General features: G+C 30.6%; 17 protein-coding genes. 12 read left to right on the forward strand and 5 right to left on the reverse strand.

Features of this window, described 5'->3' with window-relative positions; translation table 11 throughout:
• The first annotated feature begins 2 nt into the window (after window positions 1-2).
• From DFQ10_RS00760 to DFQ10_RS00795, 8 genes are all read left to right on the forward strand, one after another.
• Entirely contained in the window at window positions 3-1,250 is a 1,248-nt protein-coding gene (locus tag DFQ10_RS00760; protein ID WP_115815523.1) for a flippase, read from the forward strand.
• Complete coding sequence (locus DFQ10_RS00765; RefSeq protein ID WP_115815524.1) at window positions 1,247-2,314, forward strand: glycosyltransferase; 1,068 nt, start codon at window positions 1,247-1,249, stop codon at window positions 2,312-2,314. The genes DFQ10_RS00760 and DFQ10_RS00765 overlap by 4 nt, the downstream gene beginning before the upstream one ends.
• Window positions 2,315-3,730, forward strand: a complete 1,416-nt coding sequence (locus DFQ10_RS00770; protein ID WP_115815525.1) for an O-antigen polymerase — start codon at window positions 2,315-2,317, stop codon at window positions 3,728-3,730.
• The gene (locus DFQ10_RS00775) at window positions 3,727-4,971 is read left to right on the forward strand and encodes an O-antigen ligase family protein (protein WP_115815526.1); all 1,245 of its coding nucleotides are present in this window, start codon (window positions 3,727-3,729) and stop codon (window positions 4,969-4,971) included. The genes DFQ10_RS00770 and DFQ10_RS00775 overlap by 4 nt, the downstream gene beginning before the upstream one ends.
• Before the next feature lie 2 nt (window positions 4,972-4,973).
• Window positions 4,974-6,074 carry a glycosyltransferase gene (locus tag DFQ10_RS00780; protein WP_115815527.1) on the forward strand — a complete coding sequence of 367 codons (1,101 nt, stop codon included), beginning with the start codon at window positions 4,974-4,976 and terminating at the stop codon, window positions 6,072-6,074.
• Window positions 6,067-6,615 carry a putative colanic acid biosynthesis acetyltransferase gene (locus DFQ10_RS00785; protein ID WP_115815528.1) on the forward strand — a complete coding sequence of 183 codons (549 nt, stop codon included), beginning with the start codon at window positions 6,067-6,069 and terminating at the stop codon, window positions 6,613-6,615. The genes DFQ10_RS00780 and DFQ10_RS00785 overlap by 8 nt, the downstream gene beginning before the upstream one ends.
• Window positions 6,616-6,617: 2 nt before the next feature.
• Window positions 6,618-7,823, forward strand: coding sequence for a WcaI family glycosyltransferase (locus tag DFQ10_RS00790; protein WP_220352387.1), 1,206 nt, complete (start codon window positions 6,618-6,620; stop codon window positions 7,821-7,823).
• 192 nt (window positions 7,824-8,015) lie between these two features.
• The gene (locus DFQ10_RS00795) at window positions 8,016-9,371 is read left to right on the forward strand and encodes an exopolysaccharide biosynthesis polyprenyl glycosylphosphotransferase (RefSeq protein WP_115815529.1); all 1,356 of its coding nucleotides are present in this window, start codon (window positions 8,016-8,018) and stop codon (window positions 9,369-9,371) included.
• 8 nt (window positions 9,372-9,379) lie between these two features.
• Here DFQ10_RS00795 and DFQ10_RS00800 read toward each other — a convergent pair whose 3' ends face one another.
• Window positions 9,380-10,540 carry a glycosyltransferase family 4 protein gene (locus DFQ10_RS00800; RefSeq protein ID WP_245940570.1) on the reverse strand — a complete coding sequence of 387 codons (1,161 nt, stop codon included), beginning with the start codon at window positions 10,538-10,540 and terminating at the stop codon, window positions 9,380-9,382.
• Window positions 10,541-10,547: 7 nt separating this feature from the next.
• Window positions 10,548-11,858, reverse strand: coding sequence for a phenylacetate--CoA ligase family protein (locus DFQ10_RS00805; protein WP_115815530.1), 1,311 nt, complete (start codon window positions 11,856-11,858; stop codon window positions 10,548-10,550).
• Window positions 11,859-11,968: 110 nt separating this feature from the next.
• On the opposite strand from DFQ10_RS00805, the gene purD reads away from it, so the two are divergent.
• Window positions 11,969-13,240: a phosphoribosylamine--glycine ligase gene (gene purD, locus DFQ10_RS00810; RefSeq protein ID WP_115815531.1), complete on the forward strand. Its 1,272-nt coding sequence runs from the start codon at window positions 11,969-11,971 to the stop codon at window positions 13,238-13,240.
• On the opposite strand, the gene DFQ10_RS00815 is transcribed toward purD, so the two are convergent.
• Window positions 13,235-13,462, reverse strand: a complete 228-nt coding sequence (locus tag DFQ10_RS00815; RefSeq protein ID WP_115815532.1) for a DUF6341 family protein — start codon at window positions 13,460-13,462, stop codon at window positions 13,235-13,237. The genes purD and DFQ10_RS00815 overlap by 6 nt on opposite strands.
• A gap of 68 nt (window positions 13,463-13,530) precedes the next feature.
• Here DFQ10_RS00815 and DFQ10_RS00820 point away from each other — a divergent pair, with 68 nt between their 5' ends.
• On the forward strand, window positions 13,531-14,448 hold the full coding sequence (locus DFQ10_RS00820; RefSeq protein WP_115815533.1) for a DUF6427 family protein: 918 nt from the start codon (window positions 13,531-13,533) through the stop codon (window positions 14,446-14,448).
• On the opposite strand, the gene upp is transcribed toward DFQ10_RS00820, so the two are convergent.
• Complete coding sequence (upp, locus tag DFQ10_RS00825) at window positions 14,437-15,096, reverse strand: uracil phosphoribosyltransferase (RefSeq protein ID WP_115815534.1); 660 nt, start codon at window positions 15,094-15,096, stop codon at window positions 14,437-14,439. The genes DFQ10_RS00820 and upp overlap by 12 nt on opposite strands.
• Window positions 15,097-15,294: 198 nt before the next feature.
• Between upp and DFQ10_RS00830 the strand changes: the two genes are divergently transcribed.
• Window positions 15,295-15,903, forward strand: a complete 609-nt coding sequence (locus DFQ10_RS00830; RefSeq protein WP_115815535.1) for a DUF4254 domain-containing protein — start codon at window positions 15,295-15,297, stop codon at window positions 15,901-15,903.
• A 78-nt stretch (window positions 15,904-15,981) separates the two neighbouring features.
• Window positions 15,982-17,001: a glycosyltransferase family 9 protein gene (locus tag DFQ10_RS00835; protein ID WP_245940572.1), complete on the forward strand. Its 1,020-nt coding sequence runs from the start codon at window positions 15,982-15,984 to the stop codon at window positions 16,999-17,001.
• A gap of 58 nt (window positions 17,002-17,059) precedes the next feature.
• Here DFQ10_RS00835 and DFQ10_RS00840 read toward each other — a convergent pair whose 3' ends face one another.
• Window positions 17,060-20,344 carry a T9SS type A sorting domain-containing protein gene (locus DFQ10_RS00840; protein WP_115815536.1) on the reverse strand — a complete coding sequence of 1,095 codons (3,285 nt, stop codon included), beginning with the start codon at window positions 20,342-20,344 and terminating at the stop codon, window positions 17,060-17,062.
• Window positions 20,345-20,670 lie beyond the last annotated feature (326 nt).

Genomic DNA, 20,670 nt, shown 5'->3' on the forward strand with positions numbered 1-20,670 from the left:
AAATGATAAAAAAATTCTTACAAGATAAAGAGAAAAAGGTCTTAGCGAATAATTACTTATCACTTTTAGTATTGCAAGCAGCAAACTATTTGTTACCATTATTAATCTTACCTTTTTTGGTAAGGGTATTGGGAACTGATAAATTTGGGTTAGTAATGTTTGCTCAATCCTTGGCCGTTTTCTTAACGGTGTTTGTAGATTTTGGCTTCAATTTAAGTGGTACTAGAGAAATCTCTTTGGCTCGAGACGATAAGAATAAATTATCAGAAATTTTTAATGCCATAATGATTGTAAAGCTGCTATTGATAGTTGTAGCTTTTGGTATTCTATGCATTATAGTAAATGTGTTTACCAGATTTAGTATAGATAAAAATGTGTATTTGCTTAGTTTTGGGATAGTAATTGGGCAAGCGCTTTTTCCAGTTTGGTTTTTTCAGGGTATAGAAAAAATGAAATTTGTGACTATTGTAAATATTTCTGCAAAGCTCATATTTACACTTCTTGTTTTTATCCTAATACGAAGCGAATCAGATTATATTTATGTTCCTGTCTATAACTCTTTAGGTTTCATTATTGCAGGTCTTTTAGGGTTTATTCTGTGTTTTAAGTATGTTAATTTAACGCTACCTAGATATAGCCTAGTAAAGCGATTGGTTTACGAAAGCTCTAGTCTGTTTGTTTCTAATTTTGCCACTACATTATATACATCTAGTAATGTCTTTATTTTAGGGCTTTTTACAGGCAATACAATTGTCGGAGTATATTCTAGTATGGAAAAACTAATATTAGCAGTAAAAAATGTTTACGCACCACTTTATCAAGCAATGTATCCTTGGTTATCTAAACAAACAGACCAAATCAAGGTAATGAATATTAAGAAAATGGCACCTTTTGTTTTGGCTTCAGGTATTTTAATAACGGCTATAATTTTAATATTTGGAAAATTCATTCTTAATATTATTTACGATGATAAATTGATTAATAGCTATATAGCCATATTTAACATCTTGAGTTTTATTGCTATATTTTCAGGGCTAAACATGCTATATAACGCCTTATACCTGCCGGCTATAAAAAAATACAAGCTAAGAATGAATATTATGATTGTTGGAGGTGTTGTTAACCTGTTAGTTAGTTTATATTTGGTTAAATTATATGGTATTTACGGAACTGCAATTTCTGTAACTTTTACAGAATTCCTTCTTCTACTTTTAGGATACCAATATTTTAAAAAAAATTCTAAATTTTGAAGAAACTAGTAATCGTACAAACCGTAGTACCAGACTACAGAAAAGATATATTTTCTTATCTTAAAGAAGAACTGGGCGACCGTTTTAAGCTTTATAGTGGCAGTGCTTATTTTGAAAAATCAATAACTACAGACAAAAGCATAGCGTTTATAAAACCAATTAGCAACTATTTTTTTTTTAACAGAAAATTCTTATTCCAGTTTGGAATGTGGAACGAGGTTTTTAAAAATAACGTTATGGTATTAGAGATGAATCCTAGAATTCTGTCTAACTGGTTAATACTTATCATACGAAAATTGGTATTAAAAAAAACAGTTGTTTGGGGACACGCTTGGCCTAGAGGAGGATCGAAAAGTAAAAGTGATGTTGTAAGGCAATTAATGCGAAAATTAGGTGATGAAATTATTGTTTACACCAAGACACAAGCTAAAGAACTTGGGTTAAAAATGCCAAACAAAATAATAAATGCCGCACCCAATGCTTTGTATTTCAAAAAAGATATGGCTACATCATTTAATAGTGAAAAAATAAATCATATTATTTATGTTGGTCGTTTATCTAAACCGAAAAAAGCATTCTTTTTAGTAAAGGCATTTCATAAGATATTAGATAATATTCCGAGTAATACTAATTTAATTATTGTTGGTGAAGGAGAGGAGAAGTCTTTGATTGAAAATTATGTTAATGAGTATAAAATTAATGATCGCGTATTAATTAAAGGCCATGTTTCAAACATTGAAACATTAAAACAATTTTATTCAGAATCTTTATTTAGTGTTTCGCCTGGTTATGTTGGTTTATCAATTACACAAAGTTTTAGTTTTGGAGTACCAATGATTATTTCTAAAAATGAAAATCATTCACCCGAAATAGAAGCCTCACAGGATGGAATTAATAGTTTGTTTTTTGACACTGATAATGAATCTTCATTAAGTGAAACTATCGTTGAGGTTTATAATCATAAATCAAAATGGATTGCAAAGAGAGAAGAAATATGTTTATTTTGCAAAAATACATACTCTACAGAGGCAATGGGACAAACATTTTTAAACATTTTGAAGTAAATGAGTTTAAGAAATATATTCATAGTCGTTTATTTATTGCTTAGCTCTATTCTTTTTGCATCATTTACCTGCGATGTTTATGTGTGGTTGTCGTTCTTTATCAGTTTTATTATAATTACACTTATTACGTATTATAATATATTTATTGAAGCAGAATATTCCCCATTTATTGCGGCTTATGTAGTTTTTAATTATTTATTTTTTTTGTTAGCGCCCATTATTCAAATAGGAAGTTTTACAGAAACTAATAATAGGTTTGCAACAAGAATGATTTATGATATAGGCTTAACGCTTCAGACCAATGGACTTATCATTTTATTTAATCTTATATTTTTTTCTTCGTATCTTTTTTTTAAGAAAAAATATAGAAACAAAATAACTAAAATTGTTGCACCAAAAAACGAAAAAAATCTACCATTAACCATCCTCATACTTTTTGTAATTAGCGTTGCTGTTTTATATTTCAGTATGGATTTTATGATGGATGAATTTTCTAGACCAAATTGGTTAAAATCTACCTATTCTGTATTTGAGCTTTTGGTTCAGAAAAAGGTGTTGTTTATGATTCCTTTAGCAATTATTGTTTTATGCTACCAATTCTATAAAAACCAAAGTAAAATAACGAACAATACTCTAATTCTCTTCTTTATTTTATTAGGCTCTTTTCTTTTATTATTGTGGTTTAAGAATCCGCTTACAGAAAAAAGAAATGCTTTAGGACCAATTTATATTGCATTAATTTTTCTTTTTTACCCTAAACTATTAAATACTAATGTTAAGATTATGTCATTTCTCTTCTTTGCGATGATATTACTATTTCCATTATTTCAAATTTTCACGCATATCGACTATTCTTTTGAAGCTATAATTAATAAGCCTAGCCTATTATCCAAAGAATTTACTGACGCAAAGTTTGCGACGACCTTTAACACTCTAAATTACGATGCCTTTTCTAATATATCCGCCACCATTGAATATGTTTCTAAAAATGGATTTGCGTATGGGTATCAACTTTTAAGTGGTTTATTATTTTTTGTTCCTAGAGCAATATGGTCTTCAAAACCAATATCTACCGGTGAACTTGTAGGTGACTTCATTATTGAACAATATGATTTTAATTTTAAAAACTTATCTAATCCACTTGTTTCGGAAGGATATATTAACTTTGGAATATTTGGAGTTATTCTATTATCGCTTATACTTGCATTTTTCATGGTTAGGTTATTAATTTGGCTTAACAGACCAGATCAACTTAAAAGGATTATTGCATTTTATTTTGCAATTCATCTATTGTTTTTACTAAGAGGAGATTTTACAAATGGATACGCTTATTTTATCGGAACTTTAATTGGAGTTTTAATCATACCAAAAATCATTCACAAAATAATTAATTTTGCACTAAAAAAAGAACAATGATTAAGGCCTCTGAAGATTTAAAATTCAAATTAATAAACCTAGGTTTAATTTTAATGTTTGCTTTGCCTTTGTTTCCTACAAACGTTAAGCCTTATATAATTGTCTTTGTTGGTGTTTCTGTATTAATAGGAAATATTGGTACGTCTTTTTATTTTGATATAAAGAAGTTTTTAATTAATAGCTCTATTTATCTTTTAATGGTATTGAGTTTAGTGTATTCCCAAAACATGGAGTACGGATTAGGTAAGTTAGAAACAATGGCCTCTCTTGTTATATTTCCTTTAATATTTGCATTATTTCCTAGGCGATATTTAGAAGATGTTTCTAAAAATTTTTATAAATATATTACGGTCTATTTTTTTGCTGTAGTGTTATTTAATTTAGTGTCATTTTTCTATCATAGCCTACATTATGGAAAAACCATTTTTATACATTATCCTACGGTAAATAGAATTGCACAAGGCCCTTATAATATTCATCCCATCTATTTGTCAATACATATTTGTGTTGCCCTACTGTTTTCATTTTTTATTTTAAGAAGATTAAAATCTAACTATAAAAGAGCAGCAATTATAGTCTTAGACATTTTATTAATAATTTTCTTATTCATTTTATTAAAAAAGGGACCGGTTATTGTTTTGGCATTTGTTTCTCTAATATTTGCACTTTTTCAAAGAAACAAAAAGGTATTATACCTTGCTTTATTGGTCATAATTTTAAATGTAGTTGCGATATTGAGTATTCCTGAGTATAGATCTAAATTTGCAGAACTTATAAAGATTGAACATGTAGATTCAGGAGGAACAACTTCAAGTAATATTCGGTATACCATTTACAGTATTGCTATAAAAAAAATGATTGAATCACCGATAATCGGATACGGAATAGGAGACAACAAAGATGTTCTTTTAGAAGAGTATAAAAAGGAATCTCAAATACTTTTTAATGAAAAATATAATTCCCACAATCAATACATAAGTTTTATGCTAGCGACTGGTATTGTAGGTTTATTGGCGTTTTTATTTTTTATTTCATACAATCTAGTTTATGCAATTAGATATAACAATCAGATATTAATTCTATTAATATTATTGTATGGATTAATGATGTCTTTTGAGAACATTTTAGAAAGAGAGGATGGTGTAATTTATTTCGGTTTCTTTATAGGATTTTTTGCATTATTATCTTATAATGAACAATTGAATAAAGACATTCCAAAGAGCAAAAATTTAGAGAATTAAACATGACGATAATTCATATTTTAGAGGATTATTCTATATTGAGTGGAGGCATAAGAACGGTTGTAAGAAATTTGCACCTAAAATTATTATCTCAAAATCATAATTCAATAATAGTAACACCGTATTTTGAAGATGGTGATGAGTCGTTAATAAAAATTCCTATAAGAAATAAACAACCTTGGGTTTACTCGAAGCATTTACAAACTATTTTGACTGAATTAAATTTAGAATCAAAAATTGACGTTATTCATATCCATGGAGTATGGATGTTTCCTCAATATTATGGATGTAAATTTGCAATAAAAAATAAGATTCCTTTTGTGATTTCTTTTCATGGTATGTTTGAACCGTGGTTATGGAAATCAGGATTTTTTAAGAAAAAGATATACACTAAATTTTTAACACAGCGCATCTTTAATCAAGCGACAGCAATTCATTCTATCACAAGTTCCGAAACAAATGATTTAAAAGCGCGATTTAAAAATGTTAGGGTAGTGGAGATTCCTAATTTAATAAGTTTACCAAAATTAGAAAAGCAAAGTGCAAGTAAACACAACCCAGATTACATTCTCTTTTTAGGTAGATTAGATCCAATTAAAGGTATTAACTTATTAATTGAAGCGTTTGCAGCGTTAGAAGATAGTAGCATAAAATTAAAAATAGCAGGTCCGGTTAATGAGTATCAAGACGAATTAAAAGTTCAAGTTGAAGATCTTTCGTTAGGAAATCGCGTAGAATTTTTGGGACTTGTTAATGGTTTAGAAAAACAAAGCTTGTATGAAAATGCATTGGTTTTTGTGTCACCATCTTTTTCTGAAGTAATAGGAATGGTGAATTTAGAAGCTGCAATTTATAAAACAGTTGTAATAACCACACATCAAACGGGTTTAGATAAAGAATGGTCTAATAACGGAGGGTTTCTAATAAACCCTAAAGTTAAAGAAATAAAAGGAGCTATTGAAACAGTTTTGAGTTGGGATGATTATACAAGGGAATTAAAAGAAAACCAATTACAAGAATTTGTATCAAAAAATTATTCATGGGAAAACAGATATCAAGATTGGGAAAACCTATACAAGTCTATTCGTAAAAATAATGAATAACACACAACATTTAAATAAGTTTAAATTGCCTGTTAATTTTAGAGGTAAATCTAAAGTAACCGTTCAAATTTGGTGGATTGTTCAGAGCATATTCTTTAGAATGTCTCCTCAGGTTATGTATGGTTGGAGGCGATTTCTACTAAGGGCTTTTGGTGCAAAAATTGGCAAAGGTGTTATTATAAGACCATCTACTCAAATCACTTATCCATGGAAAATTTCAATAGGCGATTATAGCTGGATAGGTGATGAGGTTGTTCTTTATTCATTGGGTGATATAGAAATAGGTTCAAATACTGTAATTTCACAAAGAAGTTATATTTGTACAGGTTCTCATTACTATGACTCTGAGAATTTTGATATTTATTCCCAGAAAATAACTATTGGTGATAAATGCTGGTTAGCTACAGACGTATATGTTGCACCAGGTATAACTATTGGGAACTTTACGGTCGTTGGTGCACGAAGTAGTGTTTTTAAGGACCTACCTTCTAACAAAGTTTGTATAGGTAATCCAGCAAAACCGTTTAAAGATAGAAGTTAACTGTGAAAATAAAATACATCACCTTTATTAGTCTTAACTATGCTCCAGAAGACTCAGCAATAGGATTATATTCTACACAATGGGTAGATTTTTTAAGAGAGTCTGGTTATGAGGTTACAGTAGTTACGGCTTTTCCATACTATCCTAAATGGGAAATATCTAAAGAATATAAACAAAAAAAGACTTTTTTAAAGGAAGACCTAAACGGAACTACCGTTTTAAGGTATAAACAATATGTACCTAAAAATCCTTCGTTTTTAAAACGTATTATTCATCTTTCAGATTTTACATTCGGGTCGTTTTTTAATCTATTTAAAATTAAGGAATGTGATTTGGTAATTTCTATAGTTCCATTTACAACCTCTGTTTTTTTAGGATACATTCAAAAAAAACGGTTTAAAGTGAAATTATGGACACACATTCAGGATTTTGAATTCGATGCAGCTCTACAAACAGGAGTTGGTAATAATAAAAACTTTATATTTTCTCTACTTTTTAAATTAGAAAAGTGGTTGTTTTCCAAGTCAGATGTTGCAAGTACTATAAGCTATAGTATGTTAAATAGACTCTCTGAAAAAACAAATGCGGAACAATTTTTTTTGCCAAACTGGATTGATAACGAGAAAATTAACCCAGAAAATTCTAAAAAACACCGCTATCTTGATTCTGAAAAAATTAAAATTTTATACTCGGGTAATATAGGTGATAAGCAAGATTGGGATGTCTTTATTCAGTTTTGTAAAGACATTGATAAAAAAAAATATGAAATAGTAGTTGTAGGTGATGGTTCTAAAAAAGAATGGGTCTGCAATGAAATCTTGCCTTTTGAGAATGTAAACTATTATCCACCAGTACCGTTTAAAGAATTATCAGATTTATTATGTAGTGCCGATGTACATATATTGTTTCAAAAACCAGATGTTATTGATACAGTAATGCCATCTAAGGTTTTAGGAATGATGGCAAGCACAAAACCATCTTTAATTATAGGTAATGATAAATCTGAAGTTAAATCTATTTTTGATGCATCTAAAGCTGGCTTATATTATTCAGAATATACTTCTGACGTTGTGAATGGCTTAAAACTTATAACAAGCGATATAGAAAAAGCACAAAAAGATGGAAAAGAAGCTCGAAACTATGTAATAGAAAATTTTTCAAAAGAAAAGATACTATCAAACATGTTAAAAAAGTTGAAATCTTTGTAAAATGTCTTGAAATCAACTACTAATATTGCTTTTTATTAATATTAGACCGAGTAATTAGTTATTATTTATCATTGTCATTGCCATATTTTTGTTTTAACTTTCAAAGTTAAAATGGTAATATTAGAGTTAATTACATCAATAGTTTAAGTTTGCAACTTATAAAACGCCCTAACCTAGACATAACTAAGAGCATTGAGTTTATTTAAGCACGGTAGATATTCAGGATATTTAAGACCTATTTCTTACATTATTGATTTAACAATCATCAATGGGGTTTCCGTATTTTATTTGCTTAATGGAAAAGATCCTATTATTTTTTTAACGATAATCTCAATAAGTTGGGTTTTATTGTCCGTATATTCTCGATTTTATGAGGTCTATAGATATACAAGACCAATTAATATTTTATCCCTTATAGTAAAACAATTCATTTTATTTTTACTCCTAGTTTTCGCCTTTTCGGGTTTGTATCACGAGTTAAATATATACCCAAGACCTATAGTAAAATATGCCTTATTATGTTTTTTACTAATTACAATTTTTAAGTTTACCATTTACTATTTGTTGCAGAAGTATAGAACATCCTTTGGAGGTAATTTTAGGACAACTGTTATATTAGGTTTAAATAAAAAAACGATAGCTTTAGATAACTTTTTTAATAAAAACCCCGAATACGGTTATTCACACCAAAGGACCTTTAATTTTAAGAACAAAGAACATTCTCTAGAGGAGTGTTTTAAATATATACTTGAAGAAAGTATAGATGAAATTTATTGTTCAATTTCAGAGCTTAGTAATTCTCAAATTGCCGACATTGTGGATTTCGCTGATAATAATCTTAAAATATTAAAATTTATTCCAGACAGTAAAGAGATATACTCTAAAAAATTGCGTTATGAGTATTACGATTATATTCCAGTACTCACGTTAAGAAATATTCCATTAGAAGATAATGTAAACACCTTTATAAAACGTGGTTTTGATATTATGTTTTCTAGCATAGTAATTATCTTTATTTTATCTTGGTTAACCCCAATTATTGCTTTTCTGATAAAATTAGAATCCAAAGGCACAGTGTTTTTTAAACAATCTAGAAATGGTTTTAACTATAAAGAGTTTGATTGTTATAAGTTCAGATCCATGATGCCAAATAAGGATGCTCATTTATACCAAGCTACTAGAGGTGATCAACGTGTAACTAGAGTAGGGAAGTTTATTAGAAAAACAAGTATTGACGAATTGCCGCAATTCTTTAATGTACTTTTTGGTGATATGTCTGTAGTTGGACCCAGACCGCATATGGTAAGCCATACCAATATGTATGCTAAAAAGATTGACAAATTTATGGTAAGACATTTTGTTAAACCTGGTATTACCGGTTTAGCGCAAACAAGTGGTTTTAGAGGAGAAGTTGAAACAGATAAGGATATTATTGGTAGAGTGAAATTAGATATTTTTTATATCGAAAACTGGTCCTTACTTCTAGATATTAAAATTATAATTCAAACCTTTATTAATGCTGTTAAAGGTGATGATAAAGCCTACTAGCCATCTTTTTAAATAACGGCTTTAAGTGCTGTGAGTTGTTTTTTGAAATCAAACTGAATGCTAGCTGTATCTTGAATAGCTGTTTTTAACTCTAAATTTAAATGCTGAGCAGATATAGACTTTAAAACAGTATTCAAATCATCGTAATTACCTTCATTTGCAACCCATCCTAAGCTGTTTTTCTTAATTAGGCCTTCACCTTCACCTCCTCCAAAATAAAGCATTGGGAGGCCTAATTTTGCATACTCAAATATTTTAGATGGTACAGAGCCATAAATTCTATTTAACAATGGTATAATGGTAAGGTCGTAGGTTAATAATACTTTGTGTAACTCATCTCTATTTACTCTACCATGGAAATAAAGAGGTAAATCTTTTTTAGAAGCTATTAAGTTTTTTATGGCTTCTTCTTCTGCGCCAGAACCATAAATATGAAATTCAATAGTTTCATAATCAATTTCGTTACAAAGTTTATGAATTCCTTGTGCTACACCTAATAAACCTGCATACACCATTTTTATCTTGCCGTTAGATGCTGATTTTTCCATTAATTTAGGCAGCTCAATTTCAGGGAAATTTCTATAAAGAAACAGTTGAGGTTTTGTGGTAATGGTTTTTACATGCGTAAGAATCTCATTACTTTGCCCCAAAATAAGATCTGCTTTTTTATAGTTGAAAGCTTCAAGTTTTTTTAGCATATTATAAGCAAAGCCTTCTTTTAAAGCACCTAATTCTAATCCTGCACTTGGCCATAAATCACTCACATTTAAGATTAATTTTCGTTTTTTAGACCTTAAAAAGAACATACACGTAAAGGATACTAAAAGTGGTGGAGATTGTACAATAACTTTATCCGGAATCTTATGCCACATAAAAAACCAAATCAAACTAAAGCTATAAGAAAGCATGGCAATTAAGCGAAGAAACTTATTTTTAGAAACAGAAGCATAAATCCATAATCGGTTTATTTTAATGCCATTTTCTATAGTTGTTGCGCTAAATTTTCCTTGATAAACTTTAAAAATTTTACCAGTTGGGTAATTAGGAAGCGGAGTTACAACACTAACGTCATAGTCGTTTTTTAAGCCCTCTGCCAAATGGTAAATACGATTTGAAGCTGCTCCAATTTCTGGTGGAAAATAGCTTGTTATAATCATTAATTGCTTCACTAATACTTTATTTTAAATGTGATGTGAATTGTTTTAATTTTCCCGATTTAGAACGTTTAAGTTCATTGACGCGCTTAAAGTTAATTGTAATATTAGGTTCGAGATAACGAATTACTTCTTTCTTAATACTTGTTTTTTCGGCTTCAGAGAGCTCAATTTTACTAACATAACTAATTTTAAAAGTATCCAATAAAGATTGTTCTACAATAAACTCTGAAACATTACCATCGTTTTCAATAACACTTTTGGTAATGTAATAAAATGTAAGTCCGGCTGCCTTTTTTCCACTTGGTAAAACCACAATATCATTGGTTCTCCCTATCAGTTTTTTAAGAATAGGATTCTTAATCGTACTGTTTTTAGATAAAATACCAATATCTCCAATGTCATATCTTATAAAAGGATGTGCTTTGTTATATAAAGATGTAATAACGATTCTGCCTTCTTCACCATATGGTAAAATGGTATTATTTTCATCTAAAATTTCAATGTAAAGTGTTTCACTATTAAGTTGCCATTCATCTTTTATATTCTGAAATGCAATAAGATCTAGTTCTGAAGCTCCATATTCGTTAATAACAGGCAATCCAAATTGTGTTTCGAGCAATAATTTATCATCATCAAATAACATCTCTGAAGTAACAACACAAGCTTTTAAACTAGGACAAGCTGATTTTAAAATGATGTTTTTACGCTTTAAATATTTGGCAAATTGCACAATTGAGCTCGTATAACCATTAATGTAGTCAAAATTTGTAGTTTTAAATTTCGCTAATGTGTTTTCAAATGCATCATCACTCAAATCAAATACCGAAAAACGAAATCTGTTACTAAAATAGTCCTTTATACGTTCTTTGTAATACCCTTTTTTATCTAATGGAATTCCATAAAAACGAGCTTGTTTAGAACTATTAAAATCAATTCCGTACCAACCAAACCTATTCATAATTTCTGCCCAAGTTAATGCATGGCACCATTTGTCTTTTGCAAAAATAAAAGGATCGCCAGAGCTACCAGATGTTTTATTTACATAGACATTTTTAGTGTTAAACCCATCGCTTAACCGTTGCTCTAAAGGTTGTTGTAAATGAGACTTGGTCATTATTGGCACAGAATTCCAATCGTTAATATCAATGGATGTACCTAAAGATTTGTAAAATGAATTATGTTCTAAATGATGAGAAATTATAGCTTTTCTCTGATTTTGTAGATATGCTTCAAATTCGATATCATTTTTACTTTGAATTTCAGCCAAAGCAGCCTTAGCCTTGTTAATGTCAAAGCCATTTACTTTTAAAGAAAAATCGAATAATTGCAAGGTGTATTTTGCCTTTAGGGTTATGAATTTATGATCTAGATAAGTTCTTTGGTAAAATAATTGTTTTTTAAGCTTAAAACCAATTATTTTTGCTCAAACAATTTTATAACATGAATATTTTAATACTTGGCTCTGGCGGAAGAGAGCACACATTTGCGTGGAAATTAGCACAAAGTAACCGTTGCAATGCACTATTTGTGGCTCCAGGAAACTCAGGAACTGAAGCTATTGCTACAAACTTAAATATTGGTGTTACTGATTTTAATGCTATTAAAACGGCAGTTTTAGAACACAAAATTGATTTAGTTGTTGTTGGACCAGAAGATCCTTTAGTGCAAGGCATTCATGATTTCTTTTTACAAGACGAAGCTATAAAACATGTTGCGGTTATTGGACCTCAAAAAGCAGCTGCAGAATTAGAAGGCAGCAAGGAATTTGCTAAAGAATTTATGATGCGTCATAACATTCCAACAGCAGCTTATGAAAGTTTTACAAAAGCGACAGTAGAAGCTGGATACAAGTTTTTAGAAACGTTAAACGCTCCTTATGTTTTAAAAGCTGATGGTTTGGCTGCTGGTAAAGGAGTTTTAATTCTTAATGACTTACAAGAGGCTAAAGACGAACTAAAAAGTATGCTTGTTGATTCTAAATTTGGTGAGGCAAGTACCAAAGTAGTTATTGAGGAGTTTTTAGATGGTATTGAATTAAGCTGTTTTGTTTTAACGGACGGAAAAGATTATAAAATTCTGCCAACTGCTAAGGATTATAAACGAATAGGTGAAGGAGATACAGGATTAAATACAGGAGGTATGGGAGCGGTTTCTCCTGTACCATTTGCAACAAAAGAATTTTTAGATAAAATAGAAAATCAAGTTGTAAAACCTACTGTTGAAGGTTTAAAGAAAGATAATATACCTTATGTTGGTTTCATTTTTATTGGTTTAATAAAGGTTGGAGACGATCCTAAAGTGATCGAATACAATGTAAGAATGGGAGATCCTGAAACAGAAGTGGTGTTACCAAGATTAAAAACGGATTTAGTTACCGTTTTTGAAGCCATGGCCAACCAAACTTTATCACAAGTTGATATTGATATAGATGAACGCGCGGCAACAACAGTAATGTTAGTGTCTGGTGGTTATCCTGAAGCTTATGAGAAAGGTAAAGAAATTACAGGTATAGAAAGCATTACCGATTCTTTAGTATTTCATGCCGGAGCGATTAAAAAAGAAGGTAAAGTTGTAACTTCCGGTGGACGAGTAATGGCAATTACATCTTACGGAGATACTTACCAAGAAGCCATAAAAAAATCTTATCAAAGTATAGATAAACTACATTTTGATAAGATATATTACCGTAAGGATATTGGTTTTGACCTATAAGAAAGAGTGAGAAGAAATACTTTTATCTTCTTCTCCATTAGCATCATATTTTTTAAGCTCTAGCATCCAATAAACCATTGCAACGAAGCCAATAGCCATAAAAATCCATGAGAAAATATTAGCAGAAAACCAGTTTTCTAACTCTAATGCTCTAAGTGCATCAAAAGGTGCAAATAATACATTTACAAATAAATCAGCTATTCCATTAAAGAAATCTTTCATAACTTTATAAATTTACACCAATTCTAATGTCGAATTGGGATTGAAAAGCAAAAATACAAAAACTGTTAATGATTACAAGCATTTTTAGTAAATCTAAGCCTATAAACTTCATAATTGTTGCTGTTTATGTCGCTTTACTTTTTGTATTTACTAATTACACTTTGCTGTTTTCAACTTTAAATACCAGCCTTTCTACACTGTTAAATGGTGTAATTACTTTGTTTTTAATCTTTTTGCTAGATTTTATAGTTTCAAAAAATAATTTAACCCAAAGAAACAGTTATGCTATAATGACCTTTGGTTTGCTTTTTGGCATGTTTCCGGAGGCAATGACGCATTTCGATTTATTACTATCAACACTATTTATACTTTTTGCGTTAAGGAGATTAATTAGTCTGCATTCTAAGTTAAATATTAAAAAAAAATTGTTTGATGCGGCTTTTTGGATTGCAATAGCATCGTTATTCTTCTTTTGGTCAATATTGTTTTTTGCCTTAGTTATTGTAGCGTTAATTTACTATTCACAAAATGATTTTAAAAACATAATCGTTCCGTTTACCGGTATTGCTACAGCATTAATTTTGCTCTTAATGTATAATATTGTAGTGTATGATGTCTATTTTAGACCTTCAGATTTTGAACGTTATGCCAGTTTAGATTTTACAGCTTATAATAGTAAAGAGAGTATTCTTAAATTCACTGTTCTGTTTAGTTCATTTGTTTGGACATTTATCTATTATTTTAGAATAATACCAGATAAGAATAAAAAATTAAAACCCTCATATTTTATTATAGCTTGGGCTTCAATTATTGCGATTTTAGTTGCAATTATATCTCCTGTGAAAAATGGAAGTGAATATTTGTTTTTATTTGCACCGTTTTCAATAATTATGGCCAACTATATCGAAGTCATTTCAGAACGTCGATTTAAAGAAGTATTTGTAGCGCTATTGGTATTAACACCAATTATTAGTTTATTGCTGTAATTTATTACCAAAAGCTAAATCACCAGCATCACCTAAACCAGGAATAATATAGCCCTTATCATTAAGTTTCTCATCTATGGTGGCTATCCATAGCTTTGTATCTGCTCTAAAAGCTTTAGAGACATAATCAACACCTTGTTGTGCTCCAATAACACTTACTAAATGAATTTCTTTAGGTGTTCCAAAGGGTTTTAAAGCTTCAAAAGTAGCAACCATTGATTGCCCTGTGGCTAACATTGGATCTGCTAAAATTAAGATTTTGCCATCCAAGTTAGGGCAGGCTAAATATTCTACAATAATCTCAAAGCTTTCAGGATTGTTTTTATGTTGTCTGTATGCTGAAATGAAAGCGTTTTCTGCTGCATCAAAATAATTTAATAAACCATTATGTAGTGGAACTCCAGCTCTTAAAATTGAGCACAACACAATATCACTTTGGTGTAAAACCGTTTCTGAATTACCTAAAGGGGTTTCAATGGTATGCGTTTCAAACTGAAGTGATTTACTTAATTCGTAACCAATGATTTCGCCTATACGTTCAATATTCCTGCGAAAACGCATGCTATCTTTTTGAACGGTTTTATCTCGCAATTCAGACATAAAAGTATTAAGAATTGATGGTGTCTCAGAAAGGTTATTAATTTGCATATATTGGAAATTTGTTCAGTTGTTAAAGTTAATAATTCCTGCTCTATTTCTATTTAATATTTGTTTTTAAAAATTTAGATGTAAAAATAAATTTCGCAAAAAGAACCACAACCTTAGTCTGTAAAGTTATTATGTTGCTGAAAGAATTTACAACTTAATAAATTCATGTATTTTTGTAAATAATAAAACGATTTCATTATGTTTTCACAAAAAGCAAACGCAATTTTTCAGGACGTTATTAAAACCTATAAAGTTTTAAATACAGTTGATCAACCTTTTACAAACAAGTATGATAAAAACGACGATCTTATCGCACATTTATTATATAGAAAATCTTGGATTGATACTGTGCAATGGGCTTACGAAGATATTATTAGAGACCCAAACATTGATCCTGTTGCGGCTTTAAAGTTAAAACGTATGATTGATGCGTCTAATCAAGATAGAACAGATACTGTTGAATATATTGACAGCTATTTTCTTGATAAATATAAAGATGTATCTGTAAAACCAGACGCAAAGATTAATTCTGAAAGTCCTGCATGGGCAATAGATCGTTTATCAATTTTGGCCTTAAAAATTTATCATATGCATCTTGAAACCGTAAGGGAAAATGCTAGTGATGCACATAAAGCTGCTTGTCAAACAAAATTAAACGTGTTGCTAGAGCAACGCGTAGATTTAAGTACAGCCATTGATGATATGCTTAACGATATCTCAAATGGTGATAAGTACATGAAAGTTTATAAGCAAATGAAAATGTATAATGACGATGAACTTAATCCTGTTTTAAGAGGACAGAAATAATCTTTTGTCATTATAAAACGAATTGAATAATCTCCGTTTGAGATGTCTCAATTTTGCTACATATGACAGTTCTAAAATATGTCTAATAAACCAAAACATATACTGGTTCTTAGGTTTTCTGCTATGGGAGACGTTGCGATGACAGTGCCCGTTTTGCGAGCGCTCATTACACAATATCCAGAGTTGAAAATCACAGTGGTTACAAGGGGTTTTTTTAAACCATTTTTTCAAGATTTAGAAAATGTAACTGTTTATAAAGCTGATTTTAAGGGAGAACATAAGGGAGTTTTAGGACTCTATAAACTCTCTAAAGAATTAAAAAAGCTTCAGTTTGATGCGGTTGCAGACTTACACAATGTATTACGTAGTAAAATCTTGAAATTATTTTTCTTCGGAAAAAAAGTAGTGCAATTAGATAAGGGTAGAGCTGAAAAAAAAGCATTAACATCCGGACAATCTTTTCAGCAATTAAAAACGACACACCAACGCTATGCTGAGGTGTTTGAAGCATTAGGTTATTATGTAGATTTATCGCAACCTACATTTTCAAAATTAAAACCTTTATCAGAGAATTTAAACGCTTTTATTTCAAATAAAGACTATAAAACTATAGGTATTGCGCCTTTTGCAGCGCATCAAAGTAAGATGTATCCTATAGCACAGATGAAAGCTGTAATTTCTGAGCTTTCAACAAGTTATAACGTTATTTTATTTGGTGGAGGTGCAAGAGAAATTGAGGTGTTAAATCAGCTTGAAACCGAATATAGCAATGTGAAATCCGTAGCAGGAAAACTAAATTTAGAAGATGAATTAAGACTCATTTCAAATTTAGATCTCATGTTATCTATGGATTCTGGTAATGCACACATTGCAGCCATGTTAGGCAAAAAAGTGATTACTATTTGGGGAGTAACGCACCCTTTTGCTGGTTTTGCTCCTTTCAATCAACCAAAAGATTTTGCTTTGACAGCAAATAGAGAACAGTACCCATTAATTCCTACCTCGATTTATGGGAATAAATTTCCTGAAGGTTATGAGAACGCAGCTGGTAGTATTTCTGTTGAGGACATAGTTGCTAAAATTAGAGCGACTATTTAGGTCTAACTATAAAGATATAACCATAACAGTAAACTAAGATTGAAATCATTATAAACAGTTAATTTATAATCTTCTTTGTTACAAGAATATTACCTTCTAAAGTTATAGAAATAAGATATAGTCCCTTAGAGAATTGAAAGCTTTCGTTGATATTACGAATTTGTCCTTTAGATTTATAAAAGACAATCTCTTTTCCATTTAAATCATAAACTGTAATGGCCTTTATATCAGATTCAGATGTCACATTTAACATACCATCTTTTACATAAGCAAAAGTGTTAGAATTATTAATGTCACTAGTAGAAAGAGATGAGGATGTATACCTAAGAAGAAATCGGTCATTTGAGACTCCAACTTCCCCTAAAAATGTATACGGTGATGCTCTTAAGTTATGGATCACTCCAGTGTTGGTGTCTTCTATATAAATACTTTGGCCTTCATCTACAAACAGGCTTCCTTTTACATTACCAATTGCAATTTTATAAATTCCATTTTCGGTTAAATTATAACCTAATGGTACTGTATTTGTTTCTATAAATGGTAAAGGGAGTCCTTGTATCGCTAATTTTTCATTTTGAGAGGTTAAAGAATATAAATTGAGACCTGTATTGTTAGTATAAGCATCAAAAAGCCTATCTTTTCCTTCAGTCGCTCCATCTGCATAGCCTATTAAAGTACTTGAAGCTGTATTGTTTTCATTGGCTAAGCTTAACCATATTAGTTGTTTTTCTGTTTCTAATTGTTCTTCTTGATTTGAACTTCTATAAAATTGAGAATTATCAAAACTGTTTTCGTTAATATCATAGCGCATATTATTGGTAAAATTAATGGTCGATGATGTACCTGCAGATCCTTCTAAAACTTGCACAAAGAAAGCTTGTCCAGATGCAATATTCCCATCAAAATCATCTGATGGATCTGAACCTCCAAGATGGTTCCAGGTTACATATTGGTTTCCATAATTCACAGCGAAATTTTCGTAATATGGTTGGTTTTCAATAACTGATGCTTCTTGAGTATGCGTCCACACATATACACTACCTTCAATTGTAGTATTATCTGCTAAAAATTTATTAGTATTTAAAGCTGAAGGATATGGGTTTCCGATTAAATTCCAATGTTTATCATTAACATCTTGAGTTCCACTATTTGTTTTATACACAGTCCATGGAATATTTCCATTGTTGGGTAAGCCAGAAAATGTTGTTGTAAAAGAGGTTGTAGAAGGTGCTCTTGCAATGAAACCTTTACCTACTGGCATTGTACCACTTGCTGTTACCCAATTTCCAAGGGTTCCATTTGCATTGGTATCGTTTGTGTGCCATTCATATTTTAAGTCACCAGGTATATTAGATATATTAAAATTTAGTACTGGTGATGACCAATACACATAATCATATGCATGTAAATTATTAACCGTTCGTTCTACCTTAATTTCACCACTATTTATGACATCATTAATCTGAACTAAACTAGCATTATTTTCTAAAATAAAGGAACCTGAAGGTAAAGCATTTGTAGCGTTTCCATCTCCGTCAAATCCTGCTGGTATGGCAGATTCAACCATGATTTCATTATAAAGTGTTATTGTTGATCCGGAAGGAATAATAACACTTTTACCTGCTGGGACTGCACAATCACAGCCTACCAAATCTACAGTTTCGTTATAATCATCTGAAAAAATTAAATGTCGATCCTCATCGTTGATTGTTATGTCATTATATATAGTTGGTAATACCCAATTTGAACCATCCCAATAACTCGGTGTACCGCCTTTATTAATTGTAAAAGGTATATCTACAGCTCCATAGCCATTTTCAACTCTTACTCTGTAGTTTACATCTACTAAATCAGCGTCAGTTAAGCCAGCTTCTATGGTAAGGGTATTAGAGTCATCATTTAGTAAATCTATATTATTTTTAAACCATCTATAATGAATGGTTTCTTTTGTGTCACTAGTAGGAGCTTCTACATTTCCATCAACATTAAAAACGAGATCCGAAATTGTTGGTAATCTACAAACAAACCTAGAAATTGGAGCCTCATTAATAATTGGTGATTTAATGTCGAAGGCAGCCTTGTTATAAGCCATAAAAGCCATGTCAGATGATCCACCAGCTCCCATATTAATATTGTCAATGTCTGTAATATCTCCATTGCTAGATCCATCAATGCCAAAATCCTCTAGGCTAAAAGCAGCCATTCTAAAACCTCTGTTTTGTCCATTCCCAAAAGATGCGGTGGTTGGTATAGCGGTTTCGAATGTTGAACCAGAAGAATAATCTAATCTATAAAAATCTACTTTCCATTGATATAATCTATTATTGTTATTATTAATAAAAGCTAATTTAACAGGTCTTCCAACCACATTACCATCAACGTCTGCATAATAATACACATCACTACCTCCAGGTTGTGCTATTTGTGTGATTAACAGGTCTGGAACACCATCATTAACAGCACCAATATCTCCGTTGCCACTATAAAATCTTATATCAGCTTGGTTGTTAAAGTTAGCGATACCTGTACCCATATCTAGACCTTTTATACCATCAATAATAACATCATATACGGTTTTTCTCACGGTATTGTTTAATACTATAGTACCAGTACTACCATCAATTTTATCTGCAAAACCTATATAGTTGTTTGAGTTAGGTTTTCCGCTAACACCATTGGTAGAATAGGCTTTAAAATCTTGACTAACATACTCAGTACTAGTGGCAGATACATCTACTCCTAAACTTGCTAATTCTGTTTCTAATAGGTTGTCGTTTACTCCCGTAGAAAATATTATGTCATTACCGCCATAATTCATCTTAAAGCCTAATAGTTCATGGCTATCATTTGGCCAAGTAGAAGTGTCGCCAGAAACAAAATCAGAAGATTCCCAGAAACCAGTACCATTATTATTTTGGTCCCAAGTGGTGTAAACTTCTCTAACTCTATATGTACTGCTGTCTGTAACGGACTTACTTGATGGTCCAACATAATTAAAACTTCTATTAACGCCCGAATCAAATGTTGCTGAGCCAATAGAGAGTGTACTTGTAGTGTCACCTGAAGCTTCAGTATTACTTCTTGTTATTACAAAAGTCATTTCTGTACTACTTACAAAGGTTTTGCTTCCTATGCTAATATTAGGCAAACTAATACTAGACGCAAGACCAGAAGTAAATCCTGTGCCAATAATAGTAACTTCACTACTAGTTGTAACTCGTGTAGGAAACACGTTGGTTACAGTTTGACTTGTTGCAGTATTTGCATTAAAACATAAAATAGTTAAAACGAAGAACTGTACTAAACTAAGACACTTTAATGTGCGAGTAGTTTTAAATTTCATAAGTAGGGTAGTTATATTTTATATTCAGCTTTATCAAGAAACGCTAATTTGGTATAATGATCTTGATTTAGGTTGTTGAGGGGTGACAAATATGCGAAAAAAAATCCGATGAAAAAACAAATAATCAGTTAAAACGTATAAATAATCAGTTAAAAAGCTTTTTTGTGACAGATTTTAAAACATTTTTTCGTGGTTTTTGCACAAATAATAATTAAATAATAGGTATTAATATTGTTAAATTTTATTTCTAGTTGTGATTTTAGTAGAGAACACTAGAGTTATATATTGTTAAAAATGAGCTCTTTATTTTAAGTTTCTACGTCTGT

Source organism: Winogradskyella eximia (assembly GCF_003386165.1).
Taxonomy (GTDB): domain Bacteria; phylum Bacteroidota; class Bacteroidia; order Flavobacteriales; family Flavobacteriaceae; genus Winogradskyella; species Winogradskyella eximia.

Bases quoted from the DNA above. Each gene is read 5' to 3' on its own strand.
- DFQ10_RS00760 (WP_115815523.1), top strand. From the start codon at position 3: ATGATAAAAAAATTCTTACAAGATAAAGAGAAAAAGGTCTTAGCGAAT.
- DFQ10_RS00770 (WP_115815525.1), top strand. From the start codon at position 2,315: ATGAGTTTAAGAAATATATTCATAGTCGTTTATTTATTGCTTAGCTCT.
- DFQ10_RS00820 (WP_115815533.1), top strand. From the start codon at position 13,531: ATGATTACAAGCATTTTTAGTAAATCTAAGCCTATAAACTTCATAATT.
- DFQ10_RS00830 (WP_115815535.1), top strand. From the start codon at position 15,295: ATGTTTTCACAAAAAGCAAACGCAATTTTTCAGGACGTTATTAAAACC.
- DFQ10_RS00785 (WP_115815528.1), top strand. From the start codon at position 6,067: ATGAATAACACACAACATTTAAATAAGTTTAAATTGCCTGTTAATTTT.
- DFQ10_RS00775 (WP_115815526.1), top strand. From the start codon at position 3,727: ATGATTAAGGCCTCTGAAGATTTAAAATTCAAATTAATAAACCTAGGT.
- DFQ10_RS00815 (WP_115815532.1), bottom strand. From the start codon at position 13,462: ATGAAAGATTTCTTTAATGGAATAGCTGATTTATTTGTAAATGTATTA.
- DFQ10_RS00835 (WP_245940572.1), top strand. From the start codon at position 15,982: ATGTCTAATAAACCAAAACATATACTGGTTCTTAGGTTTTCTGCTATG.
- upp (WP_115815534.1), bottom strand. From the start codon at position 15,096: ATGCAAATTAATAACCTTTCTGAGACACCATCAATTCTTAATACTTTT.
- DFQ10_RS00840 (WP_115815536.1), bottom strand. From the start codon at position 20,344: ATGAAATTTAAAACTACTCGCACATTAAAGTGTCTTAGTTTAGTACAG.
- DFQ10_RS00780 (WP_115815527.1), top strand. From the start codon at position 4,974: ATGACGATAATTCATATTTTAGAGGATTATTCTATATTGAGTGGAGGC.
- purD (WP_115815531.1), top strand. From the start codon at position 11,969: ATGAATATTTTAATACTTGGCTCTGGCGGAAGAGAGCACACATTTGCG.